Here is a 15,898-nt window from a genome sequence, read left to right as displayed (position 1 = left end):
GGCTGCCGCGGCTCAGGCGTCCGGGGCCGTTCCCAACTCGCTGAGCACCGCGTCCGTGTGCTCGCCGAGCAGTGGCGGGGGCAGGTGGTTCCGCTTCCACTCGCCGCCGTCGGTGTCGAAGAAGCGCAGCGGCGGGCCGGGGATGGTGATGGGCCCGAGCGACGAGTGCTCGAGGTCCAGCAGCAGCCCCTGCGAGGCGGTCTGATCCCACTCGAAGACCTGCTGCAGGTTCTTCACCTCGCCACTGGGCACCCCGACCTCGGACAGCTTGGCCAGCAGGTCCGCGGTGGTCCAGTGCGAGAACGCCTCCTCGACCGCCGCCCGGACGACCTCGCCGTTGCGGACCCGGGCCGGGTTGCTGGCGAACCGCTCGTCGTCGGTCGGCAGACCGAACGCCGGCGCGAACCGGGCCCACAGGCCCTCCGATCCGACGGCGATCTGCACGACGCCGTCGGAGGCGTGGAACAGGCCGTACGGGCAGATCGACGGGTGATGCGGCCCTTCGGCCTTCGGGATCTCGCCGGCGACGGTCCAGCGGGTGCCCTGGTAGGCGTGCACCCCGACCACCGCGGCCAGCAGCGACGTCCGCACCAGACCGCCCAGGCCCGTGCGCTCCCGCTCGTGCAGCTTGGCCAGCACCCCGTAGGCGCCGTACATGCCGGACAGCAGATCCGAGATGGGGACACCCACCTTGGTGGGCGTTTCCGGGTTGGGACCGGTCATCGACATGAGACCGGCCTCGCCCTGGGCGATCTGGTCGTAGCCCGCGCGCCCGCCCTCGGGTCCGTCGTGGCCGAAGCCGGAGATGGACAGGATGACCAGGCGCGGGTTGAGCTCGGCCAGCCGCGCCAGCGGGAAGCCGAGACGGTCGAGCACGCCGGGCCGGAAGTTCTCCAGCAGCACGTCGGCCCGCCGGATCAACTCCGTCAGCGCGCTCTTGCCCTCGTCGCTCTTGAGGTCGAGGACGATCGATTCCTTGTTCCGGTTGCAGGACAGGAAGTAGGTCGACACGGGCCGGGGGTCGGCCCCGGCCGCGATCCGCTCGGCGTCCGGCTCGACGAAAGGCGGCCCCCAGCCGCGGGTGTCGTCACCCGAGCCGGGGGTCTCCACCTTGATGACCCGGGCCCCCAGGTCGCCGAGCATCATCGCCGCGTGCGGCCCGGCGAGGGCCCGGGTCAGGTCGACGACGACGATGTCCGCGAGAGGCCCGGTACCGCCCGGCTTGCCGGCATCATCGGCGGGGGAGGTCACGGCTGGCCGCCGGTGACCGGGGGAGCGACCACCGGGCCGGGGGTGGGCACCCCGAGCTTGACGTTGATCTGCTTGATCTGCGTGAACGACTCCAGCGCGCCTTCGAGCGAGAATTCGCGCCCGATGCCGGACAGCTTGTAGCCGCCGTAGGACTGGCCGATGACCTGACCGCCGCCCTGGTTGACCTGGATCCAGCCGGACTCGACGCGGTGCGCGGTGTCCAGCGCCTCGGTGAGGTCCTGCGACCAGATGTAGCCGCCCAGACCGTAGTGCGAGTCGTTGGCCATCCGGATCACGTCGTCGCGGTCCCGCCACGGGATGGCGACCAGGACCGGTCCGAAGATCTCCTCCTGGGCGATCCGCCAGGAGTTCTCGACGCCGGCCAGGATGGTCGGACCCTGGTAGAAGCCGTTCAGGCCCTCGGCGACGAACTCGGACCCGTCCAGGGCGACCGAGATGCCGGGCTGCGACTTACCGTCCTCGATGTAGCCGCGGACCGAGTCGTACTGCTTCTGGCTGATGATCGAGCCCATGTCGGACGCCTCGTCCAGCGGGTCGCCGACCTTGAGCTGCTTCACCTTGCCCACCAGGGCGTCCAGGAATGTGTCGTAGACGTCCGCGTGCACGAACAACCGGGACCCGGCGGTGCAGGACTGGCCCTGGCGGGTGAAGCGCATCGCGGTCAGCACGCCGGCCGCGGTGGTGTCCAGCTGCTCGGCGGAGGCGGCGCTGGGGAAGACGATGTTCGGGCTCTTGCCGCCCAGCTCCAGCGACTGGTGGGCCAGCCGCTTCCCGGCGATCTGGCCGACGTGCATGCCGATCTCGGTGGAGCCGGTGAAGGAGACCTTGTCCACGCCCGGGTGGACCAGCAGCGCCTCGCCGATGTCCGACCCGCGCCCGGTGACCACGTTCAGCACGCCGGCGGGCAGGAACTCGGAGACGATCTCGGCCATCTTCAGGATGGTCAGCGGCGCTTCCTGCGCGGTCTTGAGGACCAGGGTGTTGCCGGCCGCCAGCGAGGCCGGGGTCTTCATACCGGCGATCATGAGCGGCGAGTTCCACGGCAGGATGCCGGCGACGACGCCGAGCGGCTCGCGGCGGGTGTACTGCAGCTGATCGTCACCGGCGGGCAGCACGGTGCCCTTGAACTCGCCGGCCACGCCGCCGAAGTAGCGGAAGAGGTTGACCAGGGTCTGGGATTCCGGGCGGGCCTGGGTGCGCAGCGCGTTACCGGTGTCGGCCGCGGTCAGCAGGGCCAGCTCCTCGGCCCGGGCCTCCAGCGCGTCGGCCGCCTTGAGCAGCGCCTTCTGGCGGTCCTTGAAGTGCAGCGCGCGCCAGGCCGGCAGCGCCTTGCGGGCGGCGGTGACGGCGCGGTCGGCGTCGTTGGCGTGCCCGACGGGGACCCGGCCCAGGACGACATCCCGGCGGCCGGGGGAGACGACCTCGCTCCACTCGCCGTCCAGCGCGGCGACCCATTCACCGCCGATCAGCATCGGGTAGTCGCGCGCCTGGGGGGCGGCGCTGGTCGTCGATCCGGCGTCGTCGGTGATCGTCACGGGAGTCCTTCCGCTGCTGAGAATGTCGCGCGCGGCCAGCAGGGTCGTCGTCGGCCGGGACCGACGGGAGGGGTGGCTGATGCGTCGTAAATGTTAGGACAAATGCTGATGGGTGACAAGGTGAGCCGGGTGTCCGCCGGGTCACCGGGGTTTCCGGATCCGGCACGCGACCTCGGGACGCGACGACGCCGGTGCCCTCGGGTGAGGGACACCGGCGTCGCCAGTGGATCGTCAGCAGCAGGATCGGGCCGGGCTCACTCGGCGGTGCGGCGGGCCCCGTCGGCGGCGTCCCGGACGGCCTGCTGGGTGCCCTCGGCGTGCGCGCGGACCGCCTGGGACATGCTCTCGGTGTTGTCCCGCGCCGACTGGGCGGCCGAGGCGGCGGTCGACGCCAGCGACTTGGCGAAGTCGCGCTGCACCTCGAGCAGCTTCCCGGCGAAGTCGAAGACCTGGTCGATGACCTCCTGCGGCGGGACCGGCGCACTGCCCATCCCGGGAACGCTGGTCATCGCGTTCTGTGCGTTCTTGGTCCAGGACTCGAAGGCCTCGACGACGGCCTCCTGGCTGGAACGCATGACGTCGGCGTACTTGTCCTGCGGGCTGGTCATGGGTGACTCCTCCTGTGTGGGGCGGGCGGTCGCCTCGCAACCTACCGACCACCAAGGGTGACCGCATGCCGACGGGACAGCGGGCGTCAGTGCTCGACCAGCGTGACCTCGAACGAATACTGGCTGGCCCGGTAGGCGTGCCGTCCCCACTCCACGGGTCGGCCGGAGTCGTCATGGGCGACCCGCTCCATCGTCAGTACCGGGGTACCCCGCTTCTCGCCGAGCATCGAGCACTCGTCCGGAGTGCCGGTGCGGGCGCCGATGCGCTGTTTGGCCACCCGGATGTTGACCCCGCGCGACCGCATCAGTTGGTACAGACCTCGCGTCGCCAGGTCGGCCTCGCCGACCGGGATCAGGTCCTCGGGCAGGAAGTTCTCCATCAGGGCCAGTGGCTCGCCGTGGGCGAACCGCAGGCGACGCAGGTGCAGGACCGGGGAGCCCGGGTTGACGGCCAGCCGTACGGCCGCCTCGTCGGGGGCCGGCACGATCGCGTTCTCCAGGATCGTGGTGGTCGGCACCTGGTGGTGGTTGACCAGGTCGTCGAACAGGCTGGTGAGGTCGACCGGCCGCGTCACCTGGCCGTGGACCACCTGCGTGCCGACGCCGCGCTTGCGGACGAGCAGTCCCTTGTCGACGAGCTCCTGGATGGCCCGGCGCATGGTCGGGCGGGACAGTCCGAACTGTTCGGCCAGGCTGATCTCGTTGTCGAGTCGATCACCGGGCGCGAGTTCGCCTTCGTTGATGGCTCTTTCGATCTGCTGGGCGACCTGGAAATAGAGCGGCACCGGGCTGGACCGGTCGAGGTCGACGGACAGTGTCGGCATGGCACCCTCCCCAGGTCCTGGCGGGGAATGGTAGCGCAGCTAAGGCCGAACATGAATATGACCGTATGTCCTATCAAAGTCTTGACACGAGTTCTGGTCAGGGTCCACAGTTGCAGCCGTCACACGGCGATGCGGCCGCTGGGGCCGGGCGTCCGGGAGCGGACGGGACCCGGCCGTTCCGGTCGGCCGCCACGGGTGGAGTAGCCACACCCGCCAGGCAACGAAAGGACACCAGTGGTCGAGCATTTCGACGTCGTCACCATCGGACGGGTGGGTATCGACCTGTACCCGCTGCAGGACAACGTGGGGCTGGAGGACGTCGAGACGTTCTCGAAGTCGTTGGGCGGCAGCGCCACCAACGTGGCCATCGCCGCGGCCAAGCACGGGCGGCGGACGGCGGTCATCACCCGCACCGGTCCGGATGCTTTCGGCAGGTTCGTGCATCAGGAGCTGCGTCGGCTGGGCGTGTCCGACGAGTTCGTCGCCCCGGTCGAGGGTCTGCTCACCCCGCTGGCGTTCTGCGAGAACTACCCGCCGGACCACTTCCCGCTGCAGTTCTACCGGTTGCCGATCGCGCCCGACCTGATGATCGCCACCGACGAGCTGGATCTGGCCGCGATCACCGACGCCGGGATCTACTGGTCGACCGTGACCGGCCTGTCGGCCGAACCGAGCCGCGCCGCGCACCACGCGGCCTGGGCCGCCCGCGAGCGTCGCGAGCACACCATTCTCGACCTGGACTACCGGCCCATGTTCTGGGCCGACAAGGAACTCGCCTCCGAGCAGGTCCGCGCCGCGCTGCCGCACGTCACCGTCGCCATCGGCAACAAGGAGGAGTGCGAGGTCGCGGTCGGCGAGACCGAGCCCCGGCGTGCCGCCGAGGCGTTGCTGGACGCCGGGGTGCAGATCGCGATCGTCAAGCAGGGCCCCAAGGGCGTGCTCGGGATGACCCGGGACGGCGGAGTCGTCGAGGTCCCCCCGACGCCGGTGACCCCGGTCAACGGGCTCGGTGCCGGCGACGCCTTCGGCGGCGCGTTCTGCCACGGCCTGCTGGCCGGCTGGGACCTGGAGAAGATCCTCCGTTTCGCCAACGCGGCCGGGGCTCTGGTGGCCACCCGTCGCGAGTGCTCCACCGCCATGCCGACCTCCGACGAGGTCGAGACCCTTCTGCAGGAGGTCCGCAGTGTCTGACACCCTCGCCGCGACCGCGGCCATCACCGGCGACACCATGCGGACGCGGTGTGACCGACTGACCGAGATCCGCGTCCAGGACCCGGGGGCCATCCAGCGGGCCGCCGACGCCCGGGCCAAGGCCCCGCTGGTCCCGGCCGACGGCAAGCTCATGATCATCGCCTGCGACCACCCGGCCCGTGGGGCCAACGCGGTCGGCAAGCGGCCGCTGGCCATGGGCAACCGCGTCGATCTGCTCGACCGCCTGGTCACCGCCCTGTCCCGCCCCGGCGTGGACGGGCTGCTCGGCTCGCCGGACATCATCGAGGACCTGCTGCTGCTGGGCGCCCTGGAGAACAAGGTCGTCTTCGGATCCATGAACCGCGGCGGGCTGGCCGGTTCCGTCTTCGAGCTGGACGACCGGTTCACCGGTTACGACGCCCGCGGCATCGCCGACATGGGCCTCAACGGCGGCAAGACGCTGACCCGCATCGCCCTGGACGACCCGGGCACGGTCGACACCCTGCAGGCCACCGCCACGGCCGTCAACGAGCTGGCCGAGCGGGGCCTGGCCGCCATGGTCGAACCGTTCTGGTCGTCCCGCGTCAACGGCAAGGTCCGCAACGACCTGTCCGCCGACGCCGTCATCAAGTCGGTGGGCGTCGCCTCCGCGCTGGGCCGCACCACCGCGCACACCTGGATGAAGCTCCCGGTCGTCCCGGACATGGAACGCGTCATGGACTCCACCGTCCTGCCCACCCTGCTGCTCGGCGGCGATCCGGAGACCACCCCGGAGGAGACCTTCGCGACCTGGCGGCACGCCCTGACCCTGCCGTCGGTCCGCGGCCTGGTCGTCGGCCGCACCTTGCTCTACCCGGCCGACGACGATGTCGCGGCCGCGGTCGACACCGCTGCCGGGATGGTCCGATGACCGGCTCCGTGGCCGGCCGGACGCCGGGCCTGTATCTGCCGGCCGGGTCGACGGCCCAGTCGCCCTACGACCTGGTCATCACTCCGGAAACGGCCGGCTGGGGCTACTCGAGCCTGCGCATCCTGACCATGGAACCCGGTGAGTCGCACACTTTCTCGACCGGCGGCGAGGAGATGATCGCGCTGCCGCTGGCCGGTAGCTGCGACGTGACCGTCGGTGAGGAGACCTTCTCCCTGGCCGGCCGGGAGAGCGTCTTCACCGCCACCACCGACCTGGCCTACCTGCCCATCGGATCCGAGGTGACGATCCACAGCCCCGGCGGCATCACCCTGGCCCTGCCCGGCACCGTGGTCGACCGGGAACTGCCGTTCCGCTACCAGCCGGCCTCCGGTACCTCGGTCGTGCTGCGGGGCGCCGGGTCGCACACCCGACAGGTCAACGACTTCGCGATGGCGACCGGCATGCAGTGCGCCAAGATGTTGGCCACCGAGGTCATCACCCCGGCCTCCAACTGGTCGTCGTACCCGCCCCACAAGCACGACGAGAAGGTCGGCGACGAAACCGAACTCGAGGAGATCTATTACTTCCGCTTCGCGTCCGCCGCCCCCGATGACGCCCCCGAGCTGGCCCGGACCGGACGTCCGGTCGGCTACCAGCGGGTCTTCGGCACCGACGAGCGACCGGTCGAGGTGCTGGAGGAGGTCTCCGACGGCGACACCGTGCTGGTCCCGCACGGCTGGCACGGACCGGCGATCGCCTCGCCCTCGCACCACATGTACTACCTCAACGTGATGGCCGGTCCGGGTGACGAAAGAGCCTGGGGCATCAGCGATCACCCCGAGCACGGCTGGGTCCGCGCGACCTGGGCCGACCAGCCCACCGACCCCCGGTTGCCGCTCTACGAGGCGGCCACCGACCCCGACGATTCGCAGCGAGCAGGAGTGGATGCGCGATGACCACGATCACTGATCCGGACGCCCTGTCGATCACCACCGACACCGACGGCGGGGTCCTGCCGCACTGGGTCGACGGCGCCGAATTCCCGGGCGACTCGACCCGGACCGCCCCGGTGTACGACCCGGCGACGGGTCAGGTGGCCAAGCAGGTCGCGCTGGCCTCCGAAGCGGATGCGGACGCGGTGATCGCGGCGGCGCACGCAGCGTTCCCGGCCTGGCGGGATGCCTCGCTGGCCAAGCGGACGCAGGTGCTGTTCGCGTTCCGCGAGCTGCTGAACGCCCGCAAGGCCGAGGGCGCGGCGATCATCACCGCCGAGCACGGCAAGGTGCTCTCGGACGCGCTGGGGGAGATCACCCGCGGTCAGGAGATCGTGGAACTGGCCTGCGGCCTGTCCCACCTGCTCAAAGGCTCGTTGACCGAGAACGCCTCGACCAAGGTCGATGTCTCCTCGTTGCGACAGCCGCTGGGCGTCGTCGGGATCATCTCCCCGTTCAACTTCCCGGCGATGGTGCCGATGTGGTTCTTCCCGATCGCGATCGCCGCCGGCAACGCCGTCGTGCTCAAGCCCAGCGAGAAGGACCCGTCGACGGCGAACTGGCTGGCCGGGCTGTGGAAGGAAGCGGGTCTTCCGGACGGGGTCTTCAACGTCCTGCACGGTGACAAGGTCGCGGTCGACGCGCTGCTGACCGACCCGCGGGTCAAGGCCATCAGCTTCGTCGGCTCGACACCTATCGCGCAGTACGTCTATTCGACCGGCACCGCGCACGGCAAGCGGGTCCAGGCCCTCGGCGGGGCGAAGAACCACATGCTGGTGCTGCCGGACGCCGATCTGGACCTGGCCGCGGACGCCGCGGTCAACGCCGGGTTCGGGTCGGCGGGGGAGCGTTGCATGGCGATCTCCGCGCTGGTCGCGGTGGACTCGGTGGCCGACGAGCTGATCGGCAAGATCAAGGACCGCATGGCGACGCTGCGGACCGGTGACGGTCGCCGTGGGTGCGACATGGGGCCGCTGGTCACCGGGGCGCATCGGGACAAGGTCGCCGGGTACGTCGCCGCCGGGGTGTCCGAAGGAGCCGAGCTGGTCGTCGACGGGCGGGAGCAGGAGTTCGACGGCGCCGCCGACGGCTTTTGGCTCGGCCCGACCCTGTTCGACCGGGTGACGACCGACATGAGCATCTACACCGACGAGATCTTCGGCCCCGTCCTGTCTGTCGTGCGGGTCGAGTCGTACGACGAGGGTCTGGACCTGATCAACGCCAACCCGTACGGCAACGGGACCGCGATCTTCACCAACGACGGTGGCGCCGCCCGGCGGTTCCAGAACGAGGTGCAGGTCGGGATGGTCGGCATCAACGTGCCGGTCCCGGTTCCGGTCGGCTACTACAGCTTCGGCGGCTGGAAGCAGTCCCTGTTCGGGGACAGCCACGCCCACGGCACCGAAGGGTTCCATTTCTTCACCCGCGGCAAGGTCATCACCACCCGCTGGCTCGACCCGAGCCACGGGGGCCTGAACCTGGGTTTCCCGCAGAACGTCTGACCTTCTCGCAGGCTCGGTACCGGGCCGTGCGTCTCGTCAGGGTTGCTCGTAGCGGCCCTTCCGCTCCCGGGTCAGGGCCGAGCCAGTTGCTCGGCCCCTCCCCGGTGCACCCAGCGTGACCAGCGCGGATCGGTCAGCGACACCGCGGAACGGTCATTGTGTGTAAGACGTCAAGATGTCATAACAAATGCTTGACACCGCGTGTGGCACGGGCCACTCTTAACCCGGGCGACGACGCCGGGACGAACGGAGATCCGATGGCCGAGCGAGTCTGTGGCGAGGTGGACGGGACGTCCTGGGTGACCCCCGGTCGACCGGCCGCTCCGCGTATCGCACCGGCCCTGCCGGTCAGGATCAGCACCCGATCCGGTGACCGTCTTCGGTAAGGTCCCGCCTCCGGGCCCAGCGCCCGGACTCCCCGAGAACGCCACGGATTCACCAGGATTCGCTCCCTCCGTCGGCCCCCGGGACGTACCACCCGCATCACCCCGGCACCACCTCACGCACCAGGGACCCGGAAGTCCCGGAACGAAAGGACCCGAATCGATGGCGATTCGTAGCAAGCTCGTGGGCCTGACCGCGGTGGCCGCCGCGGCCGCGGTCGTGCTCACCGGTTGCAGCAGCACCGGTGGCGCACAGACCCAGAGCAGCACGGCCACGGCCGGCAGCGGAACCGGCAGCGCCGGCACCGGTGGCGGGGCCGTCGCCGACACCCCGCGGCTGACCATCGCGATGGTCACCCACGAGACCCCGGGCGACACCTTCTGGGACAAGATCCGTTCCGGTGCCGAGGCCGCCGCGGCCAAGGACAACGTCGACCTGAAGTACTCGAACGACCCGCAGGCCGCCGGTCAGTCCACCCTGATCCAGAACAACGTCGACGCCAAGGTCGACGGCATCGCCACCACCCTGGTCACCCCGGACGCCCTGGCCGGCGCGGTCAAGGCCGCCACCGACGCCAAGATCCCGGTCGTCGGCTTCAACTCCGGCATCGACCAGTACAAGCAGCTCGGCGCGCTGATGTACTTCGGCTCCGACGAGACCCTCGCCGGGCAGACCGTCGGTCAGAAGCTCGTCGACAACGGGGCCAAGAAGACCCTCTGCGTCATCCAGGCCGAGGGCTCGGTGGCCCTGGAGGCGCGTTGCGCCGGCGTCAAGGACAAGGACTCGTCGACCGAGAACCTGCAGGTCAACGGCGCCGACATCGCCTCCGTGCAGTCCACCATCCAGGCCAAGCTGCAGCAGGATCCGTCGATCGACTCGATCGTCACCCTGGGCGCTCCGATCGCCCTGGCCGCCATCCAGTCGGCCAAGGACGCCGGTAGCTCGGCCAAGGTCGTCACCTTCGACCTGAACGCCGACGTCGCCAAGGCCGTCAAGGACGGCACCATCTCCTTCTCGGTCGACCAGCAGCCGTACCTGCAGGGCTACCTGGCTGTCGATTCGCTGTGGCTGTACCTGACCAACGGCAACACCATCGGTGGTGGCGAGCCCACGCTGACCGGTCCCGCGATCGTCGACAGCTCCAACATCGACGCGATCCTGACCTACGCCGAGGCCGGCAAGCGCTGACCCCGTCGTCCCCACCGGGGCGACCCCCGCAATACCCGAGTACGGCCGGCGGCAGTGGCTCCCACCGCCGCCGGCCGTCCCGGGAGCACGAGACTCCACCGCACGCCCCGCACCCCCGAGTGACCTTTCGCCCCGGGCGTTGCCGGGAGCCGCCCCCCGCTCTCACTCCAGGTCAGCGACGCCACCCGATCGGGCGCCGCTCGCCCGGCGGGATGGGCCCAGCTGTTGTTCGATCGGGTCGGACGAGCCGCCCCGGACCGGGGCCGACGCGCCCGGCGAACGCGACAACCACCCCACCGAGAACCCCGCGGGGAACACGAGTTCTCCGCCCGCACCGGTGCCCGACCCCACTGTCGTGGTGACCAGGGAGAGTCATGAGCACACCAGTCAAGGCGCCGCAGCCGGCGTCGTCGGATGCGACCGCCGCTCCGGCCAAGGCCCCGTCCCCGCTGCTGACCCGCGTGCTGGGTCGTCCGGAAATCGGCGCAGCCATCGCCGCGATCGTCATCTTCATCTTCTTCTTCGCCGTCGCCCCGCCGTTCCGTTCGATCGAGTCGTTCGCCACCGTGCTGTACGCGGCTTCTCAGGTCGGCATCGTCGCGGTCGCGGTCGGCGCGCTGATGATCGGCGGTGAGTTCGACCTGTCGTCGGGCGTCGCCTCGATCACCTACGGGCTGACCGCGGCGCTGCTGTGCTACCAGCTGTCGCTGAACATGTGGGTCGGCGCGATCGTGTCGCTGCTGTTCGCGCTGGTCATCGGGTTCGTCAACGGTTACCTGGTGCAGAAGACCGGGATCCCGTCGTTCCTGGTCACCCTGGGCACGTTCTTCATCCTGCAGGGCTGCAACCTGGGTGTCACCAAGCTGATCACCGGCTCGGTGGCCACCAAGAACGTCTCCGACATCCAGGGTTTCGGCTCGCTGCAGTCGATCTTCGCCGGCACCGTGCCGTTCTTCGGTGCCCAGCTGAAGGGCACCGTGATCTGGTGGCTGGTCTTCGTGGCCGTCGCGACGTGGATGCTGACCCGCACCCGAATCGGCAACTGGATCCTGGCCGTCGGTGGCAACGCAGCGTCGGCCCGCGCGGTCGGTGTGCCGGTGAACAAGGTCAAGATCGGCCTGTTCATGGGTGTCGGGTTCGCCGCCTGGTTCTACGGCATGCACCTGCTGTTCGCGTTCAACACCATTCAGGCCGGTCAGGGCGTGGGCCAGGAGTTCATCTACATCATCGCCGCCGTGGTCGGTGGCACTCTGCTGACCGGCGGTTTCGGCTCGGCGATCGGTACCGCGATCGGTGCGTTCATCTTCGGCATGGTCACCCAGGGCATCGTCTACGCCGGCTGGGACCCGAACTGGTTCCGCGCCTTCCTCGGCGTGATGCTCCTCCTCGCCGTCGCGGTGAACCTGTACGTCAAGAAGCTCTCCACCACCCGGAAGGTCTGATCGCGATGACTGACACGCTGCACGAACACGCCGATCCGAACCTGTCCAAGGGTCAGCCGCTCATCCAGATGACCGACGTGGGCAAGACGTACGGCGCCATCCGCGCCCTCAAGGGCATCGACCTGCAGGTCAACGCGGGCGAGGTGACCTGCGTCCTGGGCGACAACGGCGCCGGCAAGTCCACCCTCATCAAGATCATGGCCGGGCTGCACCCGCACTCCGAGGGCACCCTGAAGGTCGACGGGGAAGAAGTGACCTTCGGCTCGCCCCGTGAGGCGCTGGACCACGGGATCGCCACCGTCTACCAGGATCTCGCCGTCGTCGGTCTCATGGAGGTCTGGCGCAACTTCTTCCTCGGCTCCGAGCTGCGCGCCGGGAACTACCCGCTGGCCCCCTTGAAGATCAAGGAGATGCGGGAGATCGCCGATGCCGAGCTGAAGAAGATGGGCATCACGGTCAAGGACATCAACCAGCCGATCGGCACCCTGTCCGGTGGGCAGCGGCAGTGCGTGGCCATCGCCCGCGCCGTCTACTTCGGCGCCCGCGTGCTCATCCTGGACGAGCCGACCGCCGCCCTCGGCGTCAAGCAGTCCGGTGTGGTGCTCAAGTACACCGCCGCCGCCCGTGACGCCGGCCTCGGGGTCGTGTTCATCACCCACAACCCGCACCACGCCTACCTGGTCGGGAACCATTTCGTCATCCTCAAGCTGGGCCAGCGGGTGCTCGACAAGCACCGCGACGAGGTCACCCTCGAGGAGCTCACCGCCGAGATGGCCGGCGGCCGCGAACTCGCCGAGCTGTCCCACGAGTTGCAGTCCACCCAGCGCTGAGTTCTCGGCCCGGCGGCTCCGTCGCACGGAGCCGCCGGGCCGTCCCTGCCGCACCCATTATGTGAACGAGAAAGCGAGTCAGCACGTGACTGTCAACGTCGGCGTCATCGGCGTGGGATTGATCGGCCAGGACCACATCCGCCGGTTGACCACCGTCCTCTCCGGGGCCGCGGTGGTCGCGGTGACCGACGTGAACGCCGAGCAGGCCGCGTCGGTCGCGGCCGGTGTCAAGGGCGCCCCGGCGGGCGGGGTGAAGGTCCACGGCACCGGGCAGGAACTGATCCTGGACCCGAACGTCGACGCGGTCGTCGTCTGCTCCTGGGGCCCGACCCACGAGGAGTACGTCCTCGCCGCGATCGCCGCGAACAAGCCGGTGTTCTGCGAGAAGCCCTTGGCCACCACCCAGGTGGCCTGCGAGCGGATCATCACCGCCGAGGTCGAGCTGGGCCGCAAGATCGTGCAGGTCGGGTACATGCGCCGGTACGACCCGGCCTACCAGGCGATGAAGCAGGTCATCACCAGCGGTGAGATCGGTGCGCCGCTGATGTTCCACTCCACCCACCGCAACCCGTCGGTGCCCGGGCACTACACCCGCGAGATGGCGATCACCGACACTGCGGTGCACGACATCGACACCGCCCGCTGGCTGCTGGACGACGAGATCATCTCGGCCCAGGTGGTCAAGCCCCGCAAGAACAGCCTGGGCGGCGACCTGGAGGACCCGCTGTTCATCCTGCTGACCACCGCCTCCGGTGCGGTCGTCGACATCGAGACCAGCGTGAACATCCGGTACGGCTACGACATCCGCGGCGAGATCGTCGCCGAGCAGGGCACCGTCGAGTTGGCCGAGACCACCGCCGTGCAGATCCGTCGCGGGAACGCGCTGACCAGCCGGGTGCCCGAGGACTGGCGCGAGCGGTTCCTGCGCGCGTACGACATCGAGTTCCAGGAATGGGTCGACGCGCTGGCCGCCGGCCAGGGGGTCGTCGACGGCGCCGCCACCTCGTGGGACGGCTACGCCGCCGCGGTCGTCTCCGACGCCGCCGTGCAGGCCCTGCACGACGGCACCGTCGTCCCGGTCGCGCTCATCGAACAGCCGGCGCTCTACCGCTGACACACTCGTCGGCATCAGACTTCTCACCACTCGCTGCGGGCGGTACCCGTCCGCAGCGAGCCCCACGGAACCAAGGAGGACCGGCGGTGGGCACCATTCGCCTGACGGTCGCGCAGGCGACGGTACGTTTTCTGGCCAACCAGTACAGCGAGCGCGACGGGATCGAGCAGCGCTTGATCCCCGGGACGTTCGGGATCTTCGGGCACGGCAACGTGGCCGGGGTCGGGCAGGCGCTGCTGCAGGCTGCCCGTACGGGCGAGGCCGATATGCCGTACTACCTGGCCCGGAACGAGCAGGGCATGGTCCACGCGGCCGCCGGCTTCGCCAAGACGCGGGACCGGCTGCAGACCTTGGCCTGTACCGCCTCGATCGGACCGGGGTCGGCGAACATGCTGACCGGCGCCGCCCTGGCCACCACCAACCGGTTGCCGGTGCTGCTGCTGGCCAGCGACATCTTCGCCACGCGGGTGGGCAGCCCGGTGCTGCAGGAGCTGGAACTGCCGTCCGGGTATGACATCTCGGTCAACGACGCGTTCCGCCCGCTGTCCCGGTTCTTCGACCGGGTCTGGCGTCCGGAGCAGTTGCCGCAGGCCCTGCTCGGGGCGATGCGGGTGCTGACCGATCCGGCCGAGACCGGCGCCGTGACCCTGGCCCTGCCGCAGGACGTGCAGGCCGAGGGATTCGACTGGCCGGAGGAGCTGTTCAGCAAGCGCGTCTGGCACGTCGGTCGCCCGGTCCCGGAGCCGGCCGCGCTGGCCCGGGCCGTCGCGGCCATCAAGGCCGCGGAGCGCCCGTTGATCGTGGCCGGTGGCGGGGTCATCTACTCCCACGGCGCCGACGCCCTGCGGCGGCTGGCCGAGGCCACGGGCATCCCCGTCGCCGACACACAGGCCGGCAAGGGCGCGATCGCCTGGAACCACCCGCAGGCCGTGGGCGGGGTCGGGTCGACCGGCTCCCCGGTCGCCAACGCCCTCGCCCGTGAGGCCGACCTGGTCATCGGGATCGGTACCCGGCACAGCGACTTCACCACCGCCTCGCGCACCGCGTTCGCCAACCCGGACGTGACGTTCGTGAACGTCAACGTGGCCGGGCTGGACGCGGTCAAGCACTCCGGCATCGCCGTGCAGGCCGACGCCCGGGAGACCCTGGAGGCGTTGATCCCGGCGCTGGAGGGCTACCGGGTGGCCGAGTCGCTGATCGACTCCTACTCCGAACACCTGGGCCGCTGGAACACGGTCGTCGACGAGGCGTTCCACCTCGGACACGGGCCGCTGCCCGCGCAGACCGAGGTGCTGGGCGCGCTCAACGAGTCCATCGGCGAGAACGGCACCGTCGTGCAGGCGGCCGGGTCGATGCCCGGTGACCTCCAGATGCTCTGGCGGGCGGCCAATCCCCAGCAGTACCACGTGGAGTACGCGTTCTCCTGCATGGGCTATGAGATCGCCGGTGCGCTGGGCATCAAGATGGCCGCCCCCGAGCGCGAGGTGTACTCGCTGGTCGGCGACGGCTCGTACCTGATGCTGGCGCAGGAACTGCTGACCGCCATCTCCGAGAACATCAAGCTGATCGTGGTCATCGTGCAGAACCACGGGTTCGCCTCGATCGGCGCGCTGTCGGAGTCGTTGGGGTCGCAGCGGTTCGGCACGTCCTACCGGTTCCGCGACGCCGAGTCGGGGCAGCTGGACGGGGACAAGCTCCCGGTCGACCTGGCGTTGAACGCCGAATCGCTCGGCGCGGACGTCATCCGGGTCAATGGGATCTCCGAGTTCCGCAAGGCCCTGGACACCGCCCGCGCCGCCACCCGCACCACCGTCATCCACATCGAGACCGACCCCATCGCCCCGGTCCCGTCCTCGGAATCCTGGTGGGACGTGCCGGTGTCGGAGGTCTCCGAGCTGGACAGCACCCGTGAGGCCTTCGCGGTCTACACCGACCACAAGAAGGATCAGCGCCCCTACCTGACGCCCCCACGGGGCTGACGGTCGCCGCCCGGTCCGCCGCCCACCCCCGTGGTGCGGCGGAACCGGCGGCCCGCAGCGGTGCCCCGTTCCGTCCCGCCACCGGGAGGTGGCCGCCGTGTATGCGGACTGGCCGCGAGCCTGAGAC

13 protein-coding genes are annotated in these 15,898 nt (G+C 69.9%); 9 read left to right on the top strand and 4 right to left on the bottom strand.

What is annotated here, in order from left to right:
- Window positions 1-12: 12 nt before the first annotated feature.
- The 4 genes from FDO65_RS09415 to FDO65_RS09400 all read right to left on the bottom strand — a co-directional run bounded on the left by FDO65_RS09415 (window position 13) and on the right by FDO65_RS09400 (window position 4,239).
- Window positions 13-1,251, bottom strand: coding sequence for a CaiB/BaiF CoA transferase family protein (locus FDO65_RS09415; protein WP_137449050.1), 1,239 nt, complete (start codon window positions 1,249-1,251; stop codon window positions 13-15).
- A complete protein-coding gene (locus FDO65_RS09410; RefSeq protein WP_137449690.1) occupies window positions 1,248-2,744 on the bottom strand; it encodes an aldehyde dehydrogenase family protein in 1,497 nt (498 codons plus the stop codon). The genes FDO65_RS09415 and FDO65_RS09410 overlap by 4 nt, the downstream gene beginning before the upstream one ends.
- A 317-nt stretch (window positions 2,745-3,061) precedes the next feature.
- A complete protein-coding gene (locus tag FDO65_RS09405) occupies window positions 3,062-3,415 on the bottom strand; it encodes a hypothetical protein (RefSeq protein ID WP_137449049.1) in 354 nt (117 codons plus the stop codon).
- An 86-nt stretch (window positions 3,416-3,501) separates the two neighbouring features.
- The gene (locus tag FDO65_RS09400; protein ID WP_137449048.1) at window positions 3,502-4,239 is read right to left on the bottom strand and encodes a GntR family transcriptional regulator; all 738 of its coding nucleotides are present in this window, start codon (window positions 4,237-4,239) and stop codon (window positions 3,502-3,504) included.
- Window positions 4,240-4,473: 234 nt separating this feature from the next.
- Between FDO65_RS09400 and iolC the strand changes: the two genes are divergently transcribed.
- The 9 genes from iolC (at window position 4,474) to iolD (ending at window position 15,771) form a co-directional block, all read left to right on the top strand.
- Window positions 4,474-5,430 (top strand): 5-dehydro-2-deoxygluconokinase, encoded by a 957-nt coding sequence (gene iolC / locus FDO65_RS09395; RefSeq protein ID WP_137449047.1) that lies wholly within the window; start codon window positions 4,474-4,476, stop codon window positions 5,428-5,430.
- Window positions 5,423-6,340, top strand: a complete 918-nt coding sequence (locus FDO65_RS09390; protein WP_240757512.1) for a Cgl0159 family (beta/alpha)8-fold protein — start codon at window positions 5,423-5,425, stop codon at window positions 6,338-6,340. The genes iolC and FDO65_RS09390 overlap by 8 nt, the downstream gene beginning before the upstream one ends.
- Window positions 6,337-7,296 (top strand): 5-deoxy-glucuronate isomerase, encoded by a 960-nt coding sequence (iolB, locus tag FDO65_RS09385; RefSeq protein WP_137449046.1) that lies wholly within the window; start codon window positions 6,337-6,339, stop codon window positions 7,294-7,296. The genes FDO65_RS09390 and iolB overlap by 4 nt, the downstream gene beginning before the upstream one ends.
- A complete protein-coding gene (locus tag FDO65_RS09380) occupies window positions 7,293-8,834 on the top strand; it encodes a CoA-acylating methylmalonate-semialdehyde dehydrogenase (protein WP_137449045.1) in 1,542 nt (513 codons plus the stop codon). The genes iolB and FDO65_RS09380 overlap by 4 nt, the downstream gene beginning before the upstream one ends.
- A 546-nt stretch (window positions 8,835-9,380) precedes the next feature.
- Window positions 9,381-10,406, top strand: a complete 1,026-nt coding sequence (locus FDO65_RS09375; protein ID WP_137449044.1) for a substrate-binding domain-containing protein — start codon at window positions 9,381-9,383, stop codon at window positions 10,404-10,406.
- 374 nt (window positions 10,407-10,780) lie between these two features.
- Window positions 10,781-11,848: an ABC transporter permease gene (locus tag FDO65_RS09370; protein WP_137449043.1), complete on the top strand. Its 1,068-nt coding sequence runs from the start codon at window positions 10,781-10,783 to the stop codon at window positions 11,846-11,848.
- Window positions 11,849-11,853: 5 nt separating this feature from the next.
- Window positions 11,854-12,678, top strand: coding sequence for an ATP-binding cassette domain-containing protein (locus FDO65_RS09365; protein ID WP_137449042.1), 825 nt, complete (start codon window positions 11,854-11,856; stop codon window positions 12,676-12,678).
- 85 nt (window positions 12,679-12,763) lie between these two features.
- Window positions 12,764-13,792: a Gfo/Idh/MocA family oxidoreductase gene (locus tag FDO65_RS09360; protein WP_137449041.1), complete on the top strand. Its 1,029-nt coding sequence runs from the start codon at window positions 12,764-12,766 to the stop codon at window positions 13,790-13,792.
- Between the two features lie 86 nt (window positions 13,793-13,878).
- Window positions 13,879-15,771: a 3D-(3,5/4)-trihydroxycyclohexane-1,2-dione acylhydrolase (decyclizing) gene (gene iolD, locus FDO65_RS09355; RefSeq protein ID WP_137449040.1), complete on the top strand. Its 1,893-nt coding sequence runs from the start codon at window positions 13,879-13,881 to the stop codon at window positions 15,769-15,771.
- The last annotated feature ends 127 nt before the right edge of the window (window positions 15,772-15,898 follow it).

The sequence above is a fragment of the Nakamurella flava genome (assembly GCF_005298075.1).
GTDB lineage: Bacteria > Actinomycetota > Actinomycetes > Mycobacteriales > Nakamurellaceae > Nakamurella > Nakamurella flava.
This window is presented reverse-complemented; position numbering and strand designations above follow the sequence as displayed.

Excerpts from the sequence above, each read along its gene's own strand:
- FDO65_RS09410 (WP_137449690.1), bottom strand. The coding sequence starts at position 2,744 with ATGCTGATCGGCGGTGAATGGGTCGCCGCGCTGGACGGCGAGTGGAGC.
- FDO65_RS09405 (WP_137449049.1), bottom strand. The coding sequence starts at position 3,415 with ATGACCAGCCCGCAGGACAAGTACGCCGACGTCATGCGTTCCAGCCAG.
- FDO65_RS09400 (WP_137449048.1), bottom strand. The coding sequence starts at position 4,239 with ATGCCGACACTGTCCGTCGACCTCGACCGGTCCAGCCCGGTGCCGCTC.
- iolB (WP_137449046.1), top strand. The coding sequence starts at position 6,337 with ATGACCGGCTCCGTGGCCGGCCGGACGCCGGGCCTGTATCTGCCGGCC.
- FDO65_RS09380 (WP_137449045.1), top strand. The coding sequence starts at position 7,293 with ATGACCACGATCACTGATCCGGACGCCCTGTCGATCACCACCGACACC.
- FDO65_RS09375 (WP_137449044.1), top strand. The coding sequence starts at position 9,381 with ATGGCGATTCGTAGCAAGCTCGTGGGCCTGACCGCGGTGGCCGCCGCG.
- FDO65_RS09370 (WP_137449043.1), top strand. The coding sequence starts at position 10,781 with ATGAGCACACCAGTCAAGGCGCCGCAGCCGGCGTCGTCGGATGCGACC.
- FDO65_RS09365 (WP_137449042.1), top strand. The coding sequence starts at position 11,854 with ATGACTGACACGCTGCACGAACACGCCGATCCGAACCTGTCCAAGGGT.